The 17,048-nt window shown below is 65.0% G+C and carries 19 protein-coding genes; 12 read left to right on the top strand and 7 right to left on the bottom strand.

The features are described from left to right. Nucleotides 1-262 precede the first annotated feature (262 nt). Nucleotides 263-589 (bottom strand): gamma-butyrobetaine hydroxylase-like domain-containing protein, encoded by a 327-nt coding sequence (locus tag GSQ90_RS08905; RefSeq protein WP_158814466.1) that lies wholly within the window; start codon nucleotides 587-589, stop codon nucleotides 263-265. Between the two features lie 5 nt (nucleotides 590-594). Then, nucleotides 595-1,701: an Mrp/NBP35 family ATP-binding protein gene (locus tag GSQ90_RS08900; RefSeq protein WP_158814465.1), complete on the bottom strand. Its 1,107-nt coding sequence runs from the start codon at nucleotides 1,699-1,701 to the stop codon at nucleotides 595-597. Between the two features lie 265 nt (nucleotides 1,702-1,966). Between GSQ90_RS08900 and cysG the strand changes: the two genes are divergently transcribed. The 5 genes from cysG to GSQ90_RS08875 all read left to right on the top strand — a co-directional run bounded on the left by cysG (nucleotide 1,967) and on the right by GSQ90_RS08875 (nucleotide 6,210). Next, entirely contained in the window at nucleotides 1,967-3,433 is a 1,467-nt protein-coding gene (gene cysG, locus GSQ90_RS08895) for a siroheme synthase CysG (protein ID WP_158814464.1), read from the top strand. After that, nucleotides 3,430-4,296 (top strand): SDR family oxidoreductase, encoded by an 867-nt coding sequence (locus GSQ90_RS08890; protein ID WP_158814463.1) that lies wholly within the window; start codon nucleotides 3,430-3,432, stop codon nucleotides 4,294-4,296. The genes cysG and GSQ90_RS08890 overlap by 4 nt, the downstream gene beginning before the upstream one ends. A gap of 272 nt (nucleotides 4,297-4,568) precedes the next feature. Next, the gene (locus GSQ90_RS08885) at nucleotides 4,569-4,940 is read left to right on the top strand and encodes a hypothetical protein (protein ID WP_158814462.1); all 372 of its coding nucleotides are present in this window, start codon (nucleotides 4,569-4,571) and stop codon (nucleotides 4,938-4,940) included. Between the two features lie 72 nt (nucleotides 4,941-5,012). After that, on the top strand, nucleotides 5,013-5,354 hold the full coding sequence (locus GSQ90_RS08880) for a type II toxin-antitoxin system HicB family antitoxin (protein WP_158814461.1): 342 nt from the start codon (nucleotides 5,013-5,015) through the stop codon (nucleotides 5,352-5,354). A gap of 37 nt (nucleotides 5,355-5,391) precedes the next feature. Continuing rightward, nucleotides 5,392-6,210, top strand: coding sequence for an alpha/beta fold hydrolase (locus GSQ90_RS08875; protein WP_158814460.1), 819 nt, complete (start codon nucleotides 5,392-5,394; stop codon nucleotides 6,208-6,210). 27 nt (nucleotides 6,211-6,237) lie between these two features. Here the strand turns inward: GSQ90_RS08875 and GSQ90_RS08870 are convergent, their stop codons facing one another. Further along, nucleotides 6,238-6,795, bottom strand: coding sequence for a NifU family protein (locus GSQ90_RS08870; RefSeq protein ID WP_158814459.1), 558 nt, complete (start codon nucleotides 6,793-6,795; stop codon nucleotides 6,238-6,240). A gap of 276 nt (nucleotides 6,796-7,071) precedes the next feature. Here GSQ90_RS08870 and GSQ90_RS08865 point away from each other — a divergent pair, with 276 nt between their 5' ends. From GSQ90_RS08865 to GSQ90_RS08840, 6 genes are all read left to right on the top strand, one after another. Beyond that, nucleotides 7,072-10,062 carry a sarcosine oxidase subunit alpha family protein gene (locus GSQ90_RS08865; RefSeq protein ID WP_158814458.1) on the top strand — a complete coding sequence of 997 codons (2,991 nt, stop codon included), beginning with the start codon at nucleotides 7,072-7,074 and terminating at the stop codon, nucleotides 10,060-10,062. Then, nucleotides 10,055-10,615 (top strand): sarcosine oxidase subunit gamma, encoded by a 561-nt coding sequence (locus GSQ90_RS08860; RefSeq protein WP_158814457.1) that lies wholly within the window; start codon nucleotides 10,055-10,057, stop codon nucleotides 10,613-10,615. The genes GSQ90_RS08865 and GSQ90_RS08860 overlap by 8 nt, the downstream gene beginning before the upstream one ends. A 169-nt stretch (nucleotides 10,616-10,784) precedes the next feature. After that, complete coding sequence (locus GSQ90_RS08855; protein ID WP_158814456.1) at nucleotides 10,785-12,155, top strand: L-serine ammonia-lyase; 1,371 nt, start codon at nucleotides 10,785-10,787, stop codon at nucleotides 12,153-12,155. 12 nt (nucleotides 12,156-12,167) lie between these two features. Further along, nucleotides 12,168-12,518 (top strand): hypothetical protein, encoded by a 351-nt coding sequence (locus GSQ90_RS08850; protein WP_158814455.1) that lies wholly within the window; start codon nucleotides 12,168-12,170, stop codon nucleotides 12,516-12,518. 174 nt (nucleotides 12,519-12,692) lie between these two features. Then, nucleotides 12,693-12,950, top strand: coding sequence for a type II toxin-antitoxin system Phd/YefM family antitoxin (locus tag GSQ90_RS08845; protein ID WP_158814511.1), 258 nt, complete (start codon nucleotides 12,693-12,695; stop codon nucleotides 12,948-12,950). After that, nucleotides 12,947-13,330 (top strand): type II toxin-antitoxin system VapC family toxin, encoded by a 384-nt coding sequence (locus GSQ90_RS08840; protein ID WP_158814454.1) that lies wholly within the window; start codon nucleotides 12,947-12,949, stop codon nucleotides 13,328-13,330. Before GSQ90_RS08845 ends, GSQ90_RS08840 begins: the two co-directional genes overlap by 4 nt. A 7-nt stretch (nucleotides 13,331-13,337) precedes the next feature. On the opposite strand, the gene GSQ90_RS08835 is transcribed toward GSQ90_RS08840, so the two are convergent. After that, a complete protein-coding gene (locus tag GSQ90_RS08835) occupies nucleotides 13,338-14,177 on the bottom strand; it encodes an AraC family transcriptional regulator (protein ID WP_158814453.1) in 840 nt (279 codons plus the stop codon). Between the two features lie 187 nt (nucleotides 14,178-14,364). Between GSQ90_RS08835 and GSQ90_RS08830 the strand changes: the two genes are divergently transcribed. Beyond that, nucleotides 14,365-15,696 (top strand): 8-oxoguanine deaminase, encoded by a 1,332-nt coding sequence (locus GSQ90_RS08830; protein WP_158814452.1) that lies wholly within the window; start codon nucleotides 14,365-14,367, stop codon nucleotides 15,694-15,696. Between the two features lie 19 nt (nucleotides 15,697-15,715). Here GSQ90_RS08830 and GSQ90_RS08825 read toward each other — a convergent pair whose 3' ends face one another. From GSQ90_RS08825 to GSQ90_RS08815, 3 genes are read right to left on the bottom strand one after another with little or no spacing between them, the layout of a single operon-like run. Further along, entirely contained in the window at nucleotides 15,716-16,198 is a 483-nt protein-coding gene (locus GSQ90_RS08825) for a glutathione peroxidase (RefSeq protein WP_158814451.1), read from the bottom strand. 42 nt (nucleotides 16,199-16,240) lie between these two features. After that, nucleotides 16,241-16,681, bottom strand: coding sequence for a type II toxin-antitoxin system VapC family toxin (locus tag GSQ90_RS08820; protein ID WP_158814450.1), 441 nt, complete (start codon nucleotides 16,679-16,681; stop codon nucleotides 16,241-16,243). Continuing rightward, the gene (locus GSQ90_RS08815; RefSeq protein WP_158814449.1) at nucleotides 16,678-16,977 is read right to left on the bottom strand and encodes a type II toxin-antitoxin system Phd/YefM family antitoxin; all 300 of its coding nucleotides are present in this window, start codon (nucleotides 16,975-16,977) and stop codon (nucleotides 16,678-16,680) included. Before GSQ90_RS08815 ends, GSQ90_RS08820 begins: the two co-directional genes overlap by 4 nt. Between the last annotated feature and the right edge of the window lie 71 nt (nucleotides 16,978-17,048).

The following is a 17,048-nucleotide window of genomic DNA, read 5'->3' as shown; positions in this document are numbered from 1 at the left end:
CGCAGTCTGCGTCAGCTTGATAGAAAGGCGCCGCTGTTTCTCCCTCCCCCCTTGTGGGGGAGGGTTGGGGGAGGGGGGTCGCACAGGCTTATCCGAAAAAATAATTGCGCCTCAATCTTCGATAGGTCGGCGCGACCCCCCTCCCTAACCCTCCCCCACAAGGGGGGAGGGGACATCTGGGCATCTCGTCAATTTCGTTCATTCGGCCATCAGGCCGTCGCCGGATATTATAGAGCACGGAAAGGGCGCGTCCGCCATGGCCTCACTTCGCCTTCCGCCCGAGCTCGGCCAGATAGGCCCAGGTGAAAATCCCCGTCGAATGCCCGTCGTCGAAGGTCGGGCGGATCGCATAATTGCCGACCTGCTCGATCTCCTTGATGCGAACGGGCCTGTCGCCGATCTGCGCCTCGCGCTCGGCCGGCGACAGGCGCTTGGCCTCGGCGCTCGGCGTGGCGAGGCGAAGGCTTCGAGCCGAAAGCGCGAAGGCCTCGCCGGAATCATAGGCGATCGTCAACAGCCGGCCCTCCTCCGTCAGCCGCAATTCGGTTGGCCAGGGCTCGGCTTTCTTTTCCGACTTTTGCTCAGCCATGCGCCTTAACCGATCACGATCTTTGGCGCGGCGCGTTGCGGCGCATCGAGCTTGCCGATCACCGCGCGCGCAATGGTGCGATAAACCAGCGCGTGCGGGCTGTCGGGCGAGGCGGCGACGATCGGGCGCCCGGAATCCGAGGTCTCGCGAATTTCAATATCGAGCGGCACTTCGCCAAGGAAGGCGACGCCGCGCTTTTCCGCCTCGTGCCGTGCGCCGCCATGCGCAAAAATATCGCTGCGCCCCTGGCAATGCGGGCAGATGAAATAGCTCATGTTCTCGATGATCCCGAGCACCGGAATGCTGACCTTCTCGAACATGGCGATGCCGCGCCTGGCGTCGATCAGCGCCAGATCCTGTGGCGTCGAGACGATGATGGCGCCGGCCAGCGGCGCGCTTTGCGCCATGGTCAGTTGCACGTCGCCAGTGCCGGGCGGCATGTCGACGACAAGGCAATCGAGTTCTCCCCAGGCGACTTCGCGCAGCAATTGCGTCACCGCCGACATCACCATCGGCCCGCGCCAGACGACAGGCGCTTCTTCGTCGATCATCAGGCCGATCGAGATCACCTTGATGCCATGCGCGACGAGCGGCACCAGAAAGCTCTGTTCGACCTTCGGCTTCTCCGTCAGGCCGAACAGGCGCGGCGCCGAGGGACCGAACACATCGGCGTCGAGCAGGCCGATGCGCCAGCCCTCTTTGGCCATGGCGATGGCGAGATTGGCGGCGGTCGTCGATTTGCCGACGCCGCCCTTGCCCGATGCGACGGCGATAATGTGCCGGACGCCGGCGACGCTTTCGGGCACGCGCCGGGTCGCGGCTTTAGCGGGCGCATGGGAATGGCTATGCGGCGCCGGCGCGCCGGGCGCCCGCTCCGAGGTCAACGTGACGATCGCCGCCGTGACGCCGGCAACCGCGCGAAGCGCATTCTCCGCCGCCTTGCGCATCGGCTCGGCTCTATCCGCCTGGGCGGGATCGACGACGATCGACAGATAGACCTTGCCGTCGCGATGGGTGAGCCCGCCGATCGCCCCCGATTGGGTCAGCGGCGTCCTGCCGTCCGGCCCATGAACCGCGCCAAGCGCCTGCGTGATCGCGTTCTCGTCGAGCAAAATAGGTCTCCGTGGATTGACGTCTTCTCGCGATCCGGCTCGCAAGCGTTTCCGTCATGGCCGGGCTTGTCCCGGCCATCCGCGCCCGGCCAACTGCGCGAACCTCGAAGGTTTCGCGCAACGGCGCCGCGTGGATGGCCGGGACAAGCCCGGCCATGACGGTCGGAGCCTCTATCGAGGCTTTGGATCGCTCGGCATTTGATATAGGCCTCTTGCCGGGGCGTTTGAAGGACAATCACGCGCCTTGTCCAATGGTGGTGAAGATATGCCCGATGCAACCGGCGCCGATGCGACGCCGCGCCGCAACCCCAGCGAACTGGCGCTCGACGCCATTCGCCCGCTCGCCAACCTGCCGGTCTTCTTCAAGCTGACGGGGCGGCGGGTCGTGGTCGCCGGCGGGTCGGAGGCGGCGGCGTGGAAGGCCGAATTGCTCGCCGCCAGCGGAGCGGATGTCGCGGTATATGCGCCTTCGCCTGCGCCGAAGATGCTGGAGACGGCGGGGCGTCATCCGCAGATCGCCATTTTTCTGCGGGCCTGGGCCGCCGAAGATCTCGCCGGCGCGGCGCTGGCCGTCGCCGACGCCGCCAATGCGGCGGAGGCCGAAGCTTTCGCCCAGGCGGCGCGTCAGGCCAAAACGCCGGTCAATGTGATCGACCAGCCGGAGTTTTGCGATTTTTCGTTCGGCGCCATCGTCAACCGCTCGCCCCTTGTCATCGGCATTTCGACCGATGGCGCGGCGCCGGTGTTCGGCCAGGCTTTGCGGGCGCGGATCGAAGCGTTGATCCCGGCGAATTTTTCCGCCTGGGCGCGGGCGGCCAAGGAATGGCGGCCGCAATTTTCGGAATTGGGCGCGGCGTTCCGGCAAAGGCGCAATTTCTGGGAGCGGTTCGCGACGCTCGCCCTCGCCAGCGGCGGCCGCAAGCCTGCCTCCCATGATCTTGACGGCCTTCTGGCCGCCGCAGCCGCGGAAAAGGGCGCAGCGACCCTCGGTCAAGTGGTTCTCGTCGGCGGTGGGCCGGGCGACGCCGAATTGCTGACGCTGAAGGCGGTGCGCGCGTTGCAATCGGCCGATGTCATCCTGTTCGATGATCTGATCTCGCCCGCCGTGCTCGAACTGGCGCGCCGGGAAGCGCAGCGCATCAATGTCGGCAAGCGCGGGCACGGGCCGTCGGTCGGCCAGGCCGATATTTCCGCCTTGCTGGTGTCGCTGGGCCTTGCCGGCAAGAAGGTCGTGCGCCTCAAGGGCGGCGATCCCGCTGTATTCGGGCGCACCAACGAGGAAATCGCCGCCGCGCGCGCCGCCGGCATCGAATGCACGATTGTTCCTGGCGTCACCGCCGCGCTCGCCGCCGCCGCCTCGCTCGGAATCTCGCTGAGCGAGCGCGACCGGGCGCGCCGCATCCAGTTCATCACCGCGCATGCGGCGGACGGCTCGTTGCCGGTGCGGCTCGATTGGCCGGCGCTCGTCGATCCCGGCGCGACGACGGCGGTCTATATGGGGGTCAAGACCTTGCCGGCTTTGGCGCGGCGCCTGCTTGACGAAGGGCTCGACCCGCTGACGCCCGCCGTGATGATCGAAAATGCGAGCCTGCCCGAAGAGCGCCGTTTCGTCGCGACGCTCGCCGACATGCCGGCGCTGATCGCGGCGGCCGCGCCGACCGGGCCATGCATGCTGCTCTATGGGCAAACGCTGGACCGCGCGAACAACGCCGAGGGGAGCGCCGCGCCGTGAAAATCTTCTGCTTCGGCCTTGGCTATTCCGCGCTGCATTTTCTCTCCGCCCAGGAGAGCGTCCAGGCGAGCGGCACGGTGCGCGATTCGGATAAAGCGGAAGCGCTGAGGCGCGATGGCGTTGACGCCTTGGTTTTCGACGGCCAGCGCGCCGAAGCGGCGATTGCGCCGCGTCTGGCCGAGGCGGAGGCTTTGCTCGTCTCGATCGCGCCGGGCGCTGCCGATCCAGTGCTGGCGCGCTTCGCCAGCGCGATCGGCGCGATGCGGCGTCTGCGCGCGATCGTCTATCTCTCGACCATCGGCGTCTATGGCGACCATAATGGAGCCTGGGTTGACGAGACGAGCCCGACCTCGCCCCGTTCCGAACGAGGCCGCGCCCGGCTTGGCGCCGAACAGCAATGGCGCGCGCTGGGGGATTCGATGGACGTCCCCGTCCATATCCTGCGTCTGGCCGGCATTTACGGGCCCGAGCGCAACCTGCTGACGAAATTGCGCGCAGGGCAAGCGCGGCGCATCGTCAAGCCCGGCCAGACCTTCAACCGCACCCATGTCGAGGACATCGCGCAGGCGATCGGGCTGACGCTCGCCGCAGGAGGGCAGGGCGGATTGTGGAACGTCGCCGACGAGGAGCCGGCGCCGCCGCAGGACGTCATCGCTTTCGCCGCCGCGCTTCTGGGGATGGAGCCGCCGCCCGAAGAGCCGTTCGATACGGCGGACATGACGCCGATGGCGCGCAGCTTCTACGCCGACAACAAACGCGTCTCGATCGCCAAACTGAAAAGCGAATTGGGCTTCGCGCCGAAATACCCGACCTATCGCGAGGGCCTGCGGGCGCTGGCGGCGGCCGGAGAAGGTGGGCGCTAGAGCAAGACGAGAATTGATTGAATCGAACGGCTATCGGCGACAGTTTCGTTATTGAGCCATTGTTCGCATGGAGGCATTTTTTTCACCTCAGAAGGTTGGTCAAGTGTCGCCTTTCAGGCGACCGCCGGAGGCGGCGCGCCTTGGCGCGCACTTGACGAACCTTCTGAGGTGACACACGCTCCGCCATGCGAAACGATGGATCATCCTCGACCGTTTCGATCTAAGATCATGCGGCGTCCTCCGATTTGGGTTATCCTCCGGCTATGCGGCGGATGCTTTTCATCGTGATGGCGCAGGCGCTCCTGGCCGCGACCTCGGTCGAGGCGCAAACCGTTCCCGCCAACACATTGCCCGATCTGTGGCGCGAGCTCGGCGCATGCGTCAGAGCGCCAGGCGGCCATGCGGGTTCCGAACTGACGATCGTCTTTTCTCTCAGGCGCGATGGCTCTCTGCTCGGAACGCCGAGAATAACCCATTCCCATCTGATCGGCGGCGCGGACGCGCAAAAAGCCTTTGTGGCGGGCGCTATCGGCGCTTTGGCCAAATGCCTGCCGGTGAAGATCACCGATGAGCTTGGCGGCGCGATCGCCGGGCGGTTGCTCGCTATCCGGATTGCCGGTCGGCGAGGAGAGAGGGACGCCTAGACCGCCGCGTCCGATTCGAGCATTCTCCGCCGGGCGCCAAACTGAAGCCTCAGCGCCGCGGAGACGATCGTTATGCGCCGATATATCGCTCTTGTTCAGGTGAGCCCGGACCGCGGCCTCTCGGCGCAATTGCCCGACTTTCCTGGGCTGTTCTCAGCCGCGAGGAGCTTCGACAAACTCCGCCATGCGCTGGGCGACCATCTCGCCTCCGCCATTGAGGAGATGGAGCGGGCCGGCCAGGCCTTGCCCGAGCCGTCATCCTTCGAAAAACTGATGGCCGATCCCGGCAATGCGGATCGCGCGGCGCTGCTTGTCTCAGCCCAGCGCGCAAAGCAGAACGTCGCGGGCGAAGTCCGTCCGGCTGAACCGCTTCACGCCCAGTCGAATGATGAATGGCCGGAGGCGGAGGCATGATCGCGCGCCTCTCGACAGGCCTTCGGCGCGCCGGCCGATGAGCGGATCGTCGTCGATCGCGGTTGACTTTCTCGAAGCCGGAGCCGGTCCGCTCGTCATGCTTTTGCATTCGAGCGTGTCGGGCGCGCGCCAATGGCGCCATCTGATGGACGATCTGAAAGCCGACCATCATGTCCGCGCGGTGAACCTGTTTGGCTACGGCAAGACTCCGCCCTGGCCGAATGAGACGCGGCAATCCCTCGACGATCAGGCGCGTCTCGCAGAAGCCGCATTGCCAGCGAATGCGGACAATATCTGCCTCGTCGGCCATTCCTTCGGCGGGTCGGTCGCGATGAAACTGGCCGCGCGGCTGGCTGGCCGGGTCGCCAAGCTCGTGCTCCTGGAGGCCAATCCGTTTTATCTCCTCAGGCAAGCGGGCCAAGCGGACGCCTTCGCCGAGGCGATGGACTTGCGCGATTGCATCAAGAAATTCGGAGCGCTTGGCGAATGGTCGGTCGCGGCCGAGCAATTCGCCGATTATTGGGGCGGCGCTGGCTCATGGCGCAATATGCCGCCCGAACGGCGCAGCGCCTTCGCCGACGCGCTCAAGCCAAATTATTTCGAATGGGACGCCGTGATGGACGAAGTTACGCCGTTGGCGCAATGGGCGCGCCTGCTGCCGCGCGCCACGCTCGTCGTCAGCGATCCCAATACGGTGACGCCCATCCGCGAAATCACGGCCTTGCTGCGTCAGAATTGCCCGATGTGGACCTATCGGGAGATCGCCGAAGGCGGCCATATGGCGCCGCTCACCCGGCCCGATATCGTCAACCCGCTGGTGCGATCGTTTCTACGATCGCCGCTTGGCGCCGACTAAGCCTCATTGATCAAGACGCGCGCGGCGTCAGATCTGCTCGACGCCCTGCACTTCGGGCAGGAAATGTTTGAACAGGTTCTCGATGCCGTGTTTCAGCGTGGCGGTCGAGGACGGGCAGCCCGAGCAGGCCCCCTTCATCGCGAGATAGACGATGCCGTCGCGAAAACCCTTGAAAGTGATGTCGCCGCCGTCGCCCGCCACTGCGGGGCGGACGCGCGTTTCGATCAATTCCTTGATCGTCTCGACAATTTCGGAATCGCCGGCCGCGAAGAACTCGCCCGAATCTGCCGTGGGCGCCGCCTCGCCCTCGATCAGCGGCGCGCCCGACAGATAGAATTCGGTGACGACGCCCAGAATGGCCGGACGCAAATGCTGCCATTCGCCGGTATTCTTGGTGACCGAGATGAAATCGGGCGCGAAAAACACGCCGCTGACCCCCGGCAATTGCATCAGCGCCTTGGCGAGCGGCGAATGCTCGGCCTCGCCCAGATCGCGCGCCTCGAAAGTGCCCTCGTCCATCACCGGACGGCCGGGAAGAAACTTGAGCGTGGCGGGGTTCGGCGTCACTTCGGTTTGAATGAACAAGGGCCAGCTCCGTGGCGGAAAGCCTCACATCACCTCTAACTATGGGCCAGGGCGCCCATTTGCAAGCTTGCGCCAGGGGCGAGCGCCGCCATTCGGCGCGTTTTGGCGCGCCGTCATCTTATTTTGTCGCGCGGCGCGGCGGAAAACCGGTTTCCTCTTTGCCCGACTTCCCTTTAGGTTGTCTCGGGATGGCAAGCCGGGGATGACGGAGGCGATGAGATTGGCTGAGGCGACTTATGGCGCGACCAACAGCGTGCTTCAGGCCGGGGCGACCCGATGACGGGCGACAATCGCGTTCAGTCCGGCGGCCGCATCGACCGCGCCAAGCCGATCGGCTTCACCTTCGACGGCAAGAAATTCACCGGTTTCGCCGGCGACACGCTGGCTTCCGCCTTGCTCGCCAATGGCGTCCATCTGATGGGGCGGTCGTTCAAATATCACCGGCCGCGCGGGCTTCTCACCATGGGCTCGGAAGAGCCCAACGCGCTGGTTGGCGTCGGATCGCAGGAGAGCCGCTTCACGCCCAATCTGCGCGCCACGCAGGTCGAGCTCTATGAAGGGCTCACGGCGGTCAGCCAGAACAATTGGCCTTCGCTGAGCCTCGATTTCCAGGCGGTCAATGGCCTGTTCTCGTCGTTCATTCCCGCCGGCTTTTATTACAAGACCTTCATGCATCCGAAGGGCGCCTGGGAAAGCCTCTATGAGCCGCTGATCCGCCGCGCCGCCGGTCTGGGGCGTGCGCCGAAAGCGCGCGACGCCGACCATTACGCCAATCTCTACGCCCATTGCGACGTCGCGATCGTCGGCGCGGGCCCCGCGGGTCTGGCCGCCGCCCTTGCCGCCGCGCGCGGCGGCGCCCGGGTGATGCTGTTCGACGAGCAGGCTGAACTTGGCGGATCCTTGCTCGCCGAAAGCGCCGCCCGCATCGACGGCAAGCCCGCCGCCGATTGGCTTGCGGCGACGCTCGCCGAACTTGCGGCGGCGCCCCATGTCACGCTGCTGCCGCGCACGCAGATCTTCGGTTATTACGCGCAGAATTTCCTCGCCGGCCTGGAGCGCGTCAGCGATCATCTCGCGTCGCCCGATCCAAAACTGCCGCGCGAACGGCTTTGGCGTGTACGCGCCAAGCGCGTGGTGCTGGCGGCCGGCGCGCATGAGCGCCCGCTCGTCTTTCCTGACAATGACAGGCCGGGCATCATGCTGGCCGATGCGGCGCGCGGGTTCCTTGCGCGCTACGGCGTCACGCCGGGCGCGCGCGCGGTCATCGCGACCGCGCATGATTCGGCCTATCGCGCGGCGCTGGAGCTGGCGCAAGCGGGCGTCGCCATCGCTCTCATCGCCGACCTGCGCCCCAACGCGGAAGGCGAATGGCCGGAGGCCGCGCGCAAAGCTGGTCTGCGCGTCGAGACAGGCGCGGCGATCGTCGGGACGCGCGGGCATTTACGCGTTTCGCACGCCCTGGTCGCCAAACGCTGGGCGGATGGGTCGGCGGGGCGCGGCGAAGCGATCGCCTGCGACCTCATCGCAATGAGCGGCGGCTGGACGCCGAGCGTCCATTTATTCTCGCAATCGCGCGGCAAGCTCGCCTTCGACGAGACGCTGCAAGCCTTCGTTCCCGATGTTTCCGCTCAGGCCGAGCGTTCGGCCGGCGCCTGCCGGGGCGCCTTCGCGCTGTCCGAGGCGCTCGCCGACGGCGCGGCCGCCGGGGCCGCGGCAGTCAGCGCTGCCGCGCCGGCGCCCGTCAGCGTCGAAGGCGCGCCTGCTGCGCATGGCGGCTTCCTCGGGCTTTCGCCCCCGCATGGCGATCCACAGAAGTCGAAGGCCTTCGTCGATTTCCAGAACGACGTCACCGCGCGCGATGTGACGCTGGCGACGCGCGAGGGCATGCGTTCGATCGAACATATCAAGCGCTATACGACGACCGGCATGGCGACCGATCAGGGCAAGACGTCGAATATGAACGCGCTCGCCATTGCTTCGCAGGCGCTCGGCAAGACCATCCCGCAGGTCGGACTGACGACGTTTCGCCTGCCTTATACGCCGGTGACTTTCGCCTCGATCGCCGGCATGTCGCGTCGCGAACTCTTCGATCCCGTGCGGCAGACGCCGCTGCATGCCTGGGCCGCGGAAAATGGCGCGACTTTCGAGGAAGCGGGCCTGTGGAAGCGCGCCTCCTATTTCAAACGGCCCGGCGAGGATGTGAAGGCCGCGGTCGCGCGCGAGTGCCTCGGCACCCGCGAGCGCGCCGGCATGATGGACGCCTCGACGCTCGGCAAGATCGAGGTCGTCGGCCCGGACGCCGCCGAATTCCTCAACCGGCTTTACATCAATGCGTTCGCCAAGCTCGGCGTCGGGCGTTGCCGCTATGGATTGATGCTGAACGAGGCGGGCTATGTGATGGACGACGGCGTCATCGCGCGCCTCGCGCAAGATCGCTTTCACGTCACTACGACCAGCGTCGGCGCCGCCCACGTGATCACACTGATGGAGGATTTCGCTCAGACGGAATGGCCGGATCTGAAAGTCTGGTTCACCTCGACCACAGAACAATGGGCGACGATCGCCATCAATGGGCCGCGCGCGCGCCAGATGCTGGAGCCTTTGGTCGAGGGCATCGACATATCCGCCGCCGCAATGCCGCATTTGAGCATGCGCGAGGGCCATATTTGCGGCGTTCCAACGCGCCTGGCGCGCGTCAGTTTCACCGGCGAACTTGGCTTCGAGGTCAATGTGCCCGCCGATTATGGACGCGCGATCTGGGAGGCGATCTGGGCCGAAGGGCGCAAAGTCGATTGCGTTGTTTATGGCCTCGATGTGCTGCTGATCCTGCGCGCCGAGAAAGGCTTCATCGTCGTCGGCCAGGAGACCGACGGCACTGTGACGCCCGACGATCTCGGACTCGGCAAGATGATCGCGCAAAGCAAACCCGACTTTGTCGGCAAGCGTTCGCTCGCCATGCCCGACCTCGCGCGCGAAGGACGCAAGCAATTGGTCGGCCTGCTTCCCGACGATTCCCAGTTCAAGCTCGACGAAGGCGCGCAGGTCGTCGACGCAATCGCTCCGGCGATCGGCACATCGGCGCTCGGCCATGTCACCTCCTCCTATTTCAGCCCGACGCTGGGGCGCACTTTCGCAATGGCGTTGGTCGCCGGAGGCCGTAGCCGGATCGGCGGGACGGCTTACGTCACGACGATGCAGGGAACGGCGCTGGTGCGCATCGTCGAGCCGATTTTCTACGATAAGGAAGGCAAGCGCCTCGATGCCTGAAGCTGTTCGCCGATCCATCCTCGATGGCCTCGCCATGCCGCGCAATAGCGCGGCGATGGTCGCCCCCTGTCCGCCGGCGACGCGCTTCATCTTGCGCGGCGGGCGCGAAGTCGCCGCAAGCGTTGGCCCGGCCTTCGGCGCGGCGCCGCCCTTGGAGCCGCTGCGCAGCCAGACCGTGGGCGCACGGTCGGCGCTTTGGATGGGCCCGGACGAATGGCTGCTGATCGCCGAGGATTCAGAGCTCGCGCTTGGCGCGGCTCTGGAGGCGGCGTTGGCGTCGGTTCCTCACGGTCTTATCGATGTCTCGCATCGCCAGGGCGCGTTGGAGGTCAGCGGGCCGGGCGCGGCGCGCCTCCTCAACGCGGGCGTGATGCTTGATCTCGATATATCAGCCTTTCCAGTCGGCATGGTCGCGCGCACCTTGCTGACCAAGGCGGAGATCGTGTTGTGGCGCCGTGCGCCTGATCTTTTCCGCGTCGAATTTTCGCGCTCGTTCGGCCCCTATGTCGTGGCCATCCTCGCGCAAGCGGCCAGCGATCAGGATTTGTGCTGAGGGTGGGCGACTCCTCCCGTCATGGCCGGACTTGTTCCGGCCATCCACGCGGCGCCACTGCGGCAAGCCTCTGATGTTATTCTCTGCGTCACGGCGTGGATGGCCGGAACAAGTCCGGCCATGACGGGCTAAGCGCCGGCCCCATGTTCAGCCGATCCAGGAGCCGACGATGATCAGCGTCTTCGAATTGTTCAAGATCGGCATCGGCCCCTCATCCTCCCATACCGTCGGGCCGATGAAAGCGGCGTCGGCTTTCGCTGAGGGCCTCGCCGAGCGCGGCGCGATCGCGCGCGTCGCCTCGGTAACGGTCACGCTCTATGGCTCGCTCGCCTTCACCGGCAAAGGCCATGCGGTCGACAAGGCGGTGATCCTCGGCCTGTCGGGCGAAGCGCCCGCCACGATCGACCCCGACAATGTCGAGGCGATCGTGGCGCGCGTGAAAACGCAAAAGACATTGGCGCTCGCCGGCGCCAGGGAGATCGCTTTCGATCCGGAAGCCGACATTGTTTTCGATTTTGTCAGCCTCCCCAAGCGCCATCCCAACACCCTGCGCTTTTGCGCCAGGGATGCGCGGGGCGATGTCCTGCTCGACGAAGCCTGGTGCTCGGTCGGCGGCGGCTTCATCATTCGCGAGGACGAGGCGGAGCCGACGGGCGAGGGCGCCGTCGTCTGGCCCTATCCGTTCCGCTCCTCTGTCGACCTTCTGGCGCGCGGGCGCGAGGGCGGCCTGTCGATCGCCCATCTGATGCGCACCAATGAGGCGGCTTTGCGCCCGCCGGCCGAAGTCGCCGCGCATATCGATCTCGTCATTGCGACCATGCTCGCCTGCGTCGATCGCGGCCTGTCGGTAGACGGGCAATTGCCCGGCGGGCTCAAGGTCAAGCGCCGCGCCAAGGCGATCTACGACCGCCTGCGCGCCAATGCGACACAGAACGCGCGCGCCGCCCATGAGATCATGGATTTTGTCAGCGTCTATGCGATGGCGGTCAATGAAGAAAACGCCGCCGGCGGCCGCGTCGTGACGGCGCCCACCAATGGCGCGGCTGGGGTGATCCCTTCCGTGCTGCGCTATTACCGCGACCATTGCCTGGAGGCGACGCGCGAGGGCATGAACGTCTTCATTCTTACCGCCACGGCGATCGGCGCTCTGTTCAAGATGAACGCTTCGATTTCCGGCGCGGAAGTCGGCTGCCAGGGCGAAGTCGGCGTCGCCTGTTCGATGGCCGCCGCCGGCCTTTGCGCGGCGTTGGGCGGGACCAACGAACAGATCGAAAACGCCGCCGAGATCGGCATGGAGCATCACCTGGGCATGACCTGCGATCCTGTCGGCGGCCTCGTCCAGATCCCTTGCATCGAGCGCAACGCTTTTGGCGCGGTCAAGGCGATCACCGCCGCCTCGCTCGCCTTGCATGGCGACGGCAGCCATAAAGTCTCACTCGACCAGGTGATCGCCACGATGCGCCAGACTGGGGCCGACATGCAGTCGAAATATAAGGAGACGTCGCTCGGCGGGCTCGCGGTGAATTTCATAGAATGCTGAGGCGGACTGTTGTTGGCGGCGACGGCCGTCCCGATGTTGCGGGCGATGGAGAAAAGCGGGTGCGATATGGCGGACGATCTGATTGAGCGCAAAACGATTTCGGAAATCGAAGCCGAACATACAACGCTTCCCGAAGATCTTTACGAATCCGATCGCGTCGGCATCCGTGGTCAAGAGCTTGTGAAGCCTTTCGGCTTTCAGAACGCCAAATGGGAAGCGCTCAAGGCGCTGATGCAGCCGGGAGACGAATTGTGGACGTTCTCCAGTTCGGCCGGGTCTTGGCGCGCTCTGGCCGGGCGCGCGGGAATAGCGCTCGTCCGCGAGGGCCAAGTCATCAAGACGCTGGTGACGATAATGAATTGAACGGCCGCCTCGCTTTCCCTCGATAAGGACTGTCTGGCGGTGGCTCAATGCACCCCTCAAAGAAAGCGCGCGAGCGCGCCGGCGGGGCTTCTGCAACAGCATCCGTTGATTTGGACTATTGGACAGTCTAATATTACCTTCGCTGAGGCCATCATGGCCGGCGGAGGAGATGAAGTGCGCATATCCGTCACTGAGGCCAAGGGGCAATTGACGGACCTGGTGCGTCGCGCCGAGGCAGGCGACGAGGTCGTGCTGACCCGGCATGGCCAGCCGGCGGCGCGGCTGGTCGCTGTCAAGGCTGCGATGGATAGGAAATCCCGTCGGGCGCTGCTCGAAGCGGCGCGACGTTCCGGCAGCGCCAAGGCGAAGGCTGGGCCAGGCGCTGCACGAAGTCAGGATTTCCTGTACGGCGACGACGGACTGCCCGGGTGATCGCCGTCGATACATCGGCGCTCATGGCGATCGTCCTCGACGAACCGGAAGCCGAGGCTTGCATCGCCGCGCTTGAAGCCGAGGACCAAATCCTGATTTCCGCCGGCACGATGGCCGAGGCCTTGATCGTGTCAGCGCGTCGGGGCGTCGGGACGGAAATGGCCAGCGTCATCGATGGGCTCGGCTTCGAGGTCGTAAGCGTCACCTCAGCGGCGGCGCGCCGTGTCGCCGAAGCTTATGGACGATGGGGTAAAGGCGTGAACCCGGCCGCCCTCAACTTCGGCGATTGCTTTGCTTATGAGGCGGCGAAGGAACATGCTTGTCGCCTGCTTTACGTCGGCGATGATTTTTCCAGAACCGATATCGCGAGTGTTCTCTGAAGACCCCTCACGCCGCATCCTTAATCGGTATCCAAATCTCGACGCCGCCAAGGCCCGTGCGCGGATCGAAGGTTTCGAGGTGGCGCTCGATGCTAGGGCCGTCGGCGACGGCGCGATTGTTATCCGGCAGCCATCGATTCCAGATCGCCGCATAGGTCGCGCCGATCTTCGCGACATGGTCGCGATGATGGAACAAAGCATAGGTCTGCGCAGGAATGCGCAATTGTTTCAGGCCGCGCGGCGCGGACGAGAATCTGGCGACTTCCACCGCGCAGAAATATTCGAAATTCCCGTCTTCATCCATATTCGCGCTGACGCCGATCGGGATCGGATTCGCCTTGTCCGGAATCTCGCCATAGAGCGCCATGAATTTCTGCCATTGGCCGGGAATGTCTTTCGGGTCCGAGAAGGCATGGCGTTCCGCCAATCCGACGACAAGCATCGGCTTGCCCGCCACGATCCGAGGCGCTTCCAATTCGGCGCGGCCGTCGTCCGGGATTTTCATCGCTTCAATCATAGCCAGATCCTCCGTTTTGGCCTTGCGCCGAACCATTTCGGGCGTGCAGCCGAATTGCGCGCGGAAGGCGCGCGTAAAGGCCTCGTGCGAGCCGTAGCCGGCGTCGAGCGCGAGATGGAGAATGTCAGGGGCGCCCATCGCCAGGGCCTGCGCGGCGGCCGTCAGGCGCCGCGCGCGCACATATTGCATCACCGAAACGCCGGCGCTTTCGCCAAACGCATGGGCGAGGTGATAGCTTGACACGCCGCAAGACCTGGCGATCTCGCCGAGCGTGAGGTCGCGGTCGAGATGGCGTTCGATCATCCGGAGCGCCTTGCCCGTCAGCGTCACCGCGCGCCTCCTATTGTTTCGAATTGTAGCGAAACTCTATCAGAAGGAATCGGGGGCGCTTGATCGCGATTGCGGGGCGCCGAGGTGGACCGAAGCGGCGCGATGAGGCAAATTCGCGCTCCCGTGAATGCGCGGGCTGTCGAATCGTCGCTCGCATAGGCGACTCCAAAAGAAAAGGCGACGCGCGATGCGTGTGTGGATCAAGGACCCAATCGCGATTCTCGCCGAAGGCGCGGAGCGCGGAATCGTTGTCGAGGGGACGCGCATCGTCGAGCTGGTCGCGCGCGGCGCGACGCCGGCTGCGCCTGTCGGCACGACCTTCAACGCTTCGCGCCATGTCGTGCTGCCGGGCCTCGTCAATACGCATCATCATTTCTATCAGACGCTGACGCGCGCGCATCCGGACGCGATCAACCGGGATTTATTTCCCTGGCTTGTCGCGCTCTATCCGATCTGGGCGCGTCTGAAGCCCGCGCACCTGCGCGCCGCCGTGCGGCTCGCCTTGACCGAGCTTCTGCTCTCAGGCTGCACGACGGCCGCCGATCATCATTATCTCTTCCCGGCCGGGCTGGAGAACGCGGTCGATATCGAAGTCGAGGAGGCGCGCAAACTGGGCCTGCGCATGACGGTGACGCGCGGCTCGATGAACCTGTCGAAAAAAGACGGCGGCCTGCCGCCCGACGAAGTCGTGCAAGATGAAGATACGATTTTACGCGACAGCGAACGCGTGCTGAACTTGTTCCATGATCCGAGGCCCGGCGCCGATATCCGCATCGCGCTCGCGCCGTGCTCGCCTTTCTCGGTGACCAAACGGTTGATGATGGATACGGCGCGGCTTGCCGAGCAGCATGATTGCCAGCTCCATACGCATCTGTGCGAAAGCAAGGACGAGGAGCGTTTCTGCCTCGATGTGTATGGCATACGGCCGGTCGATCTCCTGGAGGAGACCGGCTGGATGAGCCCCCGCACTTGGTTGGCCCATGGCATTCATTTCAGCGCCGAAGAGGTCGGGCGCCTGGGCCGCGCGGGCGTCGGCGTCTGCCATTGCGCGGCGTCCAATATGGTGCTCGCCTCGGGCATCTGCCCGACCAAGGATCTCGACGCCGCCGGCGCGCCGGTGGGCATCGGCGTCGACGGCTCAGCCTCGAATGATTCCTCGAATATCATGGAGGCGGTCCGCCACGCGCTGATGATCGGGCGGCTGCGCTATGGCGCTTCGGCGGTCACCCATCTCGATGTCTTGCGCTGGGCCACCGAGGGTTCGGCGCGCTGTCTCGGGCGCGACGACATCGGCCGCATCGCCGTCGGGCTGGAGGCGGATCTCGCGATGTTCACGCTCGATGAGCCGCGCTTCAGCGGCGCCCATGACCCGCTCGCCGCGCTGGTTCTGTGCGGCGCCCACCGCGCCGACCGCGTGATGATCGCGGGCCAATGGCGCGTCATCGCCGGCGCGCCGGTTGGCGTCGACGTGGCGGCCGTCGTGGCGGAGCACAAGGAAGCGGCGCGCGCCTTCGCCTGAGGCGTCGCGCCATGACAAATCACCCCAGCAGCAGCTCGATATCCCCAGCCATATCCGCCGGCTTCTCGGTTGGCGCAAAGCGCTTGACCACATTCCCCGTTTTGTCGACCAGGAACTTCGTAAAATTCCATTTGATCGCCTGCGTGCCGAGCAGGCCCTTGGCCTCGCTTTTGAGCACCTGGTAGAGCGGATGCGTCTCGTCGCCGTTGACCTTGGTCTTGGCGAAAAGAGGGAAAGTCACGTCATATTCGAGGTTGCAGAAATTCTTGATTGCGGCCTCATCGCCCGGCTCCTGATGGCCGAATTGGTCGCAGGGAAAGCCGAGCACTACCAGGCCACGCTCTCGATACCGCCGATAGAGCGCCTCGAGCCCTTCATATTGCGGCGTGAAGCCGCATTGGCTGGCGACATTGACGACAAGCATCACTTTGCCGGCGAACGCGCCGACCTTTTCCGCCTCTCCGTCGATGGTCTGCAGATCGATGTCGTAGATGGGGTTCATGGAAGATAGGCTCCGGGGTGGCGTCGATTGTCTCAGTTGCACTCAGGACGCAGGGGCGTCCTCAACCCATGGATTGAACACGGGGGCCCGCGCCCGCATATGGTCGGCCGTATCGCGGCTCACAATCGTCAGGCCGTGGACCAGTCCGGTCGCCGCGATGATGAGGTCGGGCTGCGAGAATGTGTGGCGCGCCTTGCGCCCGTCCTCGACCAGCAGGCGCCATTTGAACATGACGTCTTCGCTCACCGGCAAGACGCGGTCCTCGAACATCGGCCGGACGCGATGCGTCAGCCAATCCGCCAATTCGGCGCGGCGCGCGGGATCGGCGACGCGTTCGATGCCGAAGCGTATCTCGGCCAAAGTCACCGAACTGACAAACAGAAGATCGAGCTTCTGCGCCGCGACAAACGCCACGACCCTGGGCTCAGGCCTCGCCCTGCGCAGTTCCGACAGGATATTGGTGTCGAGCAGCCAGCCGGTCACAAATTGATGTCTCGGACAGACATTTTTCCGCGCGCAGGCTCAATCTCGATATCGCGATGGGGCGACGCCTGCATAGCTTTGACCAGTTCGCCGCCGCTTCGTTCGCCGCGCAGACGGCGGAACTCCTCGGCGGAGAGGACGACGACTTCGTCGCGTCCATGCACCGTCACATATTGGGGGCCATCGCTATGGACGAGGCGTACAAGCTCGCTGAAGCGCGCTTTCGCATCCTGCAAGGCCCAATGGGCCTTCGGGACGTCGGCTGATTTCCTGCGAGAGCCCGTCGGCTTGGTCATGAAGTTCCCCAATACTAGTCATTCTGACTAGAATAATGCGCGCCGCTGCTTTTTGCAATCGCCAATTGCCC

Origin of the sequence: Methylocapsa sp. S129, assembly GCF_009765995.1 — a bacterium.
Lineage (GTDB): Bacteria > Pseudomonadota > Alphaproteobacteria > Rhizobiales > Beijerinckiaceae > Roseiarcus.
Note: the sequence above shows the minus strand (reverse complement) of the source record. Positions and strands in the feature narration are given on the sequence as shown.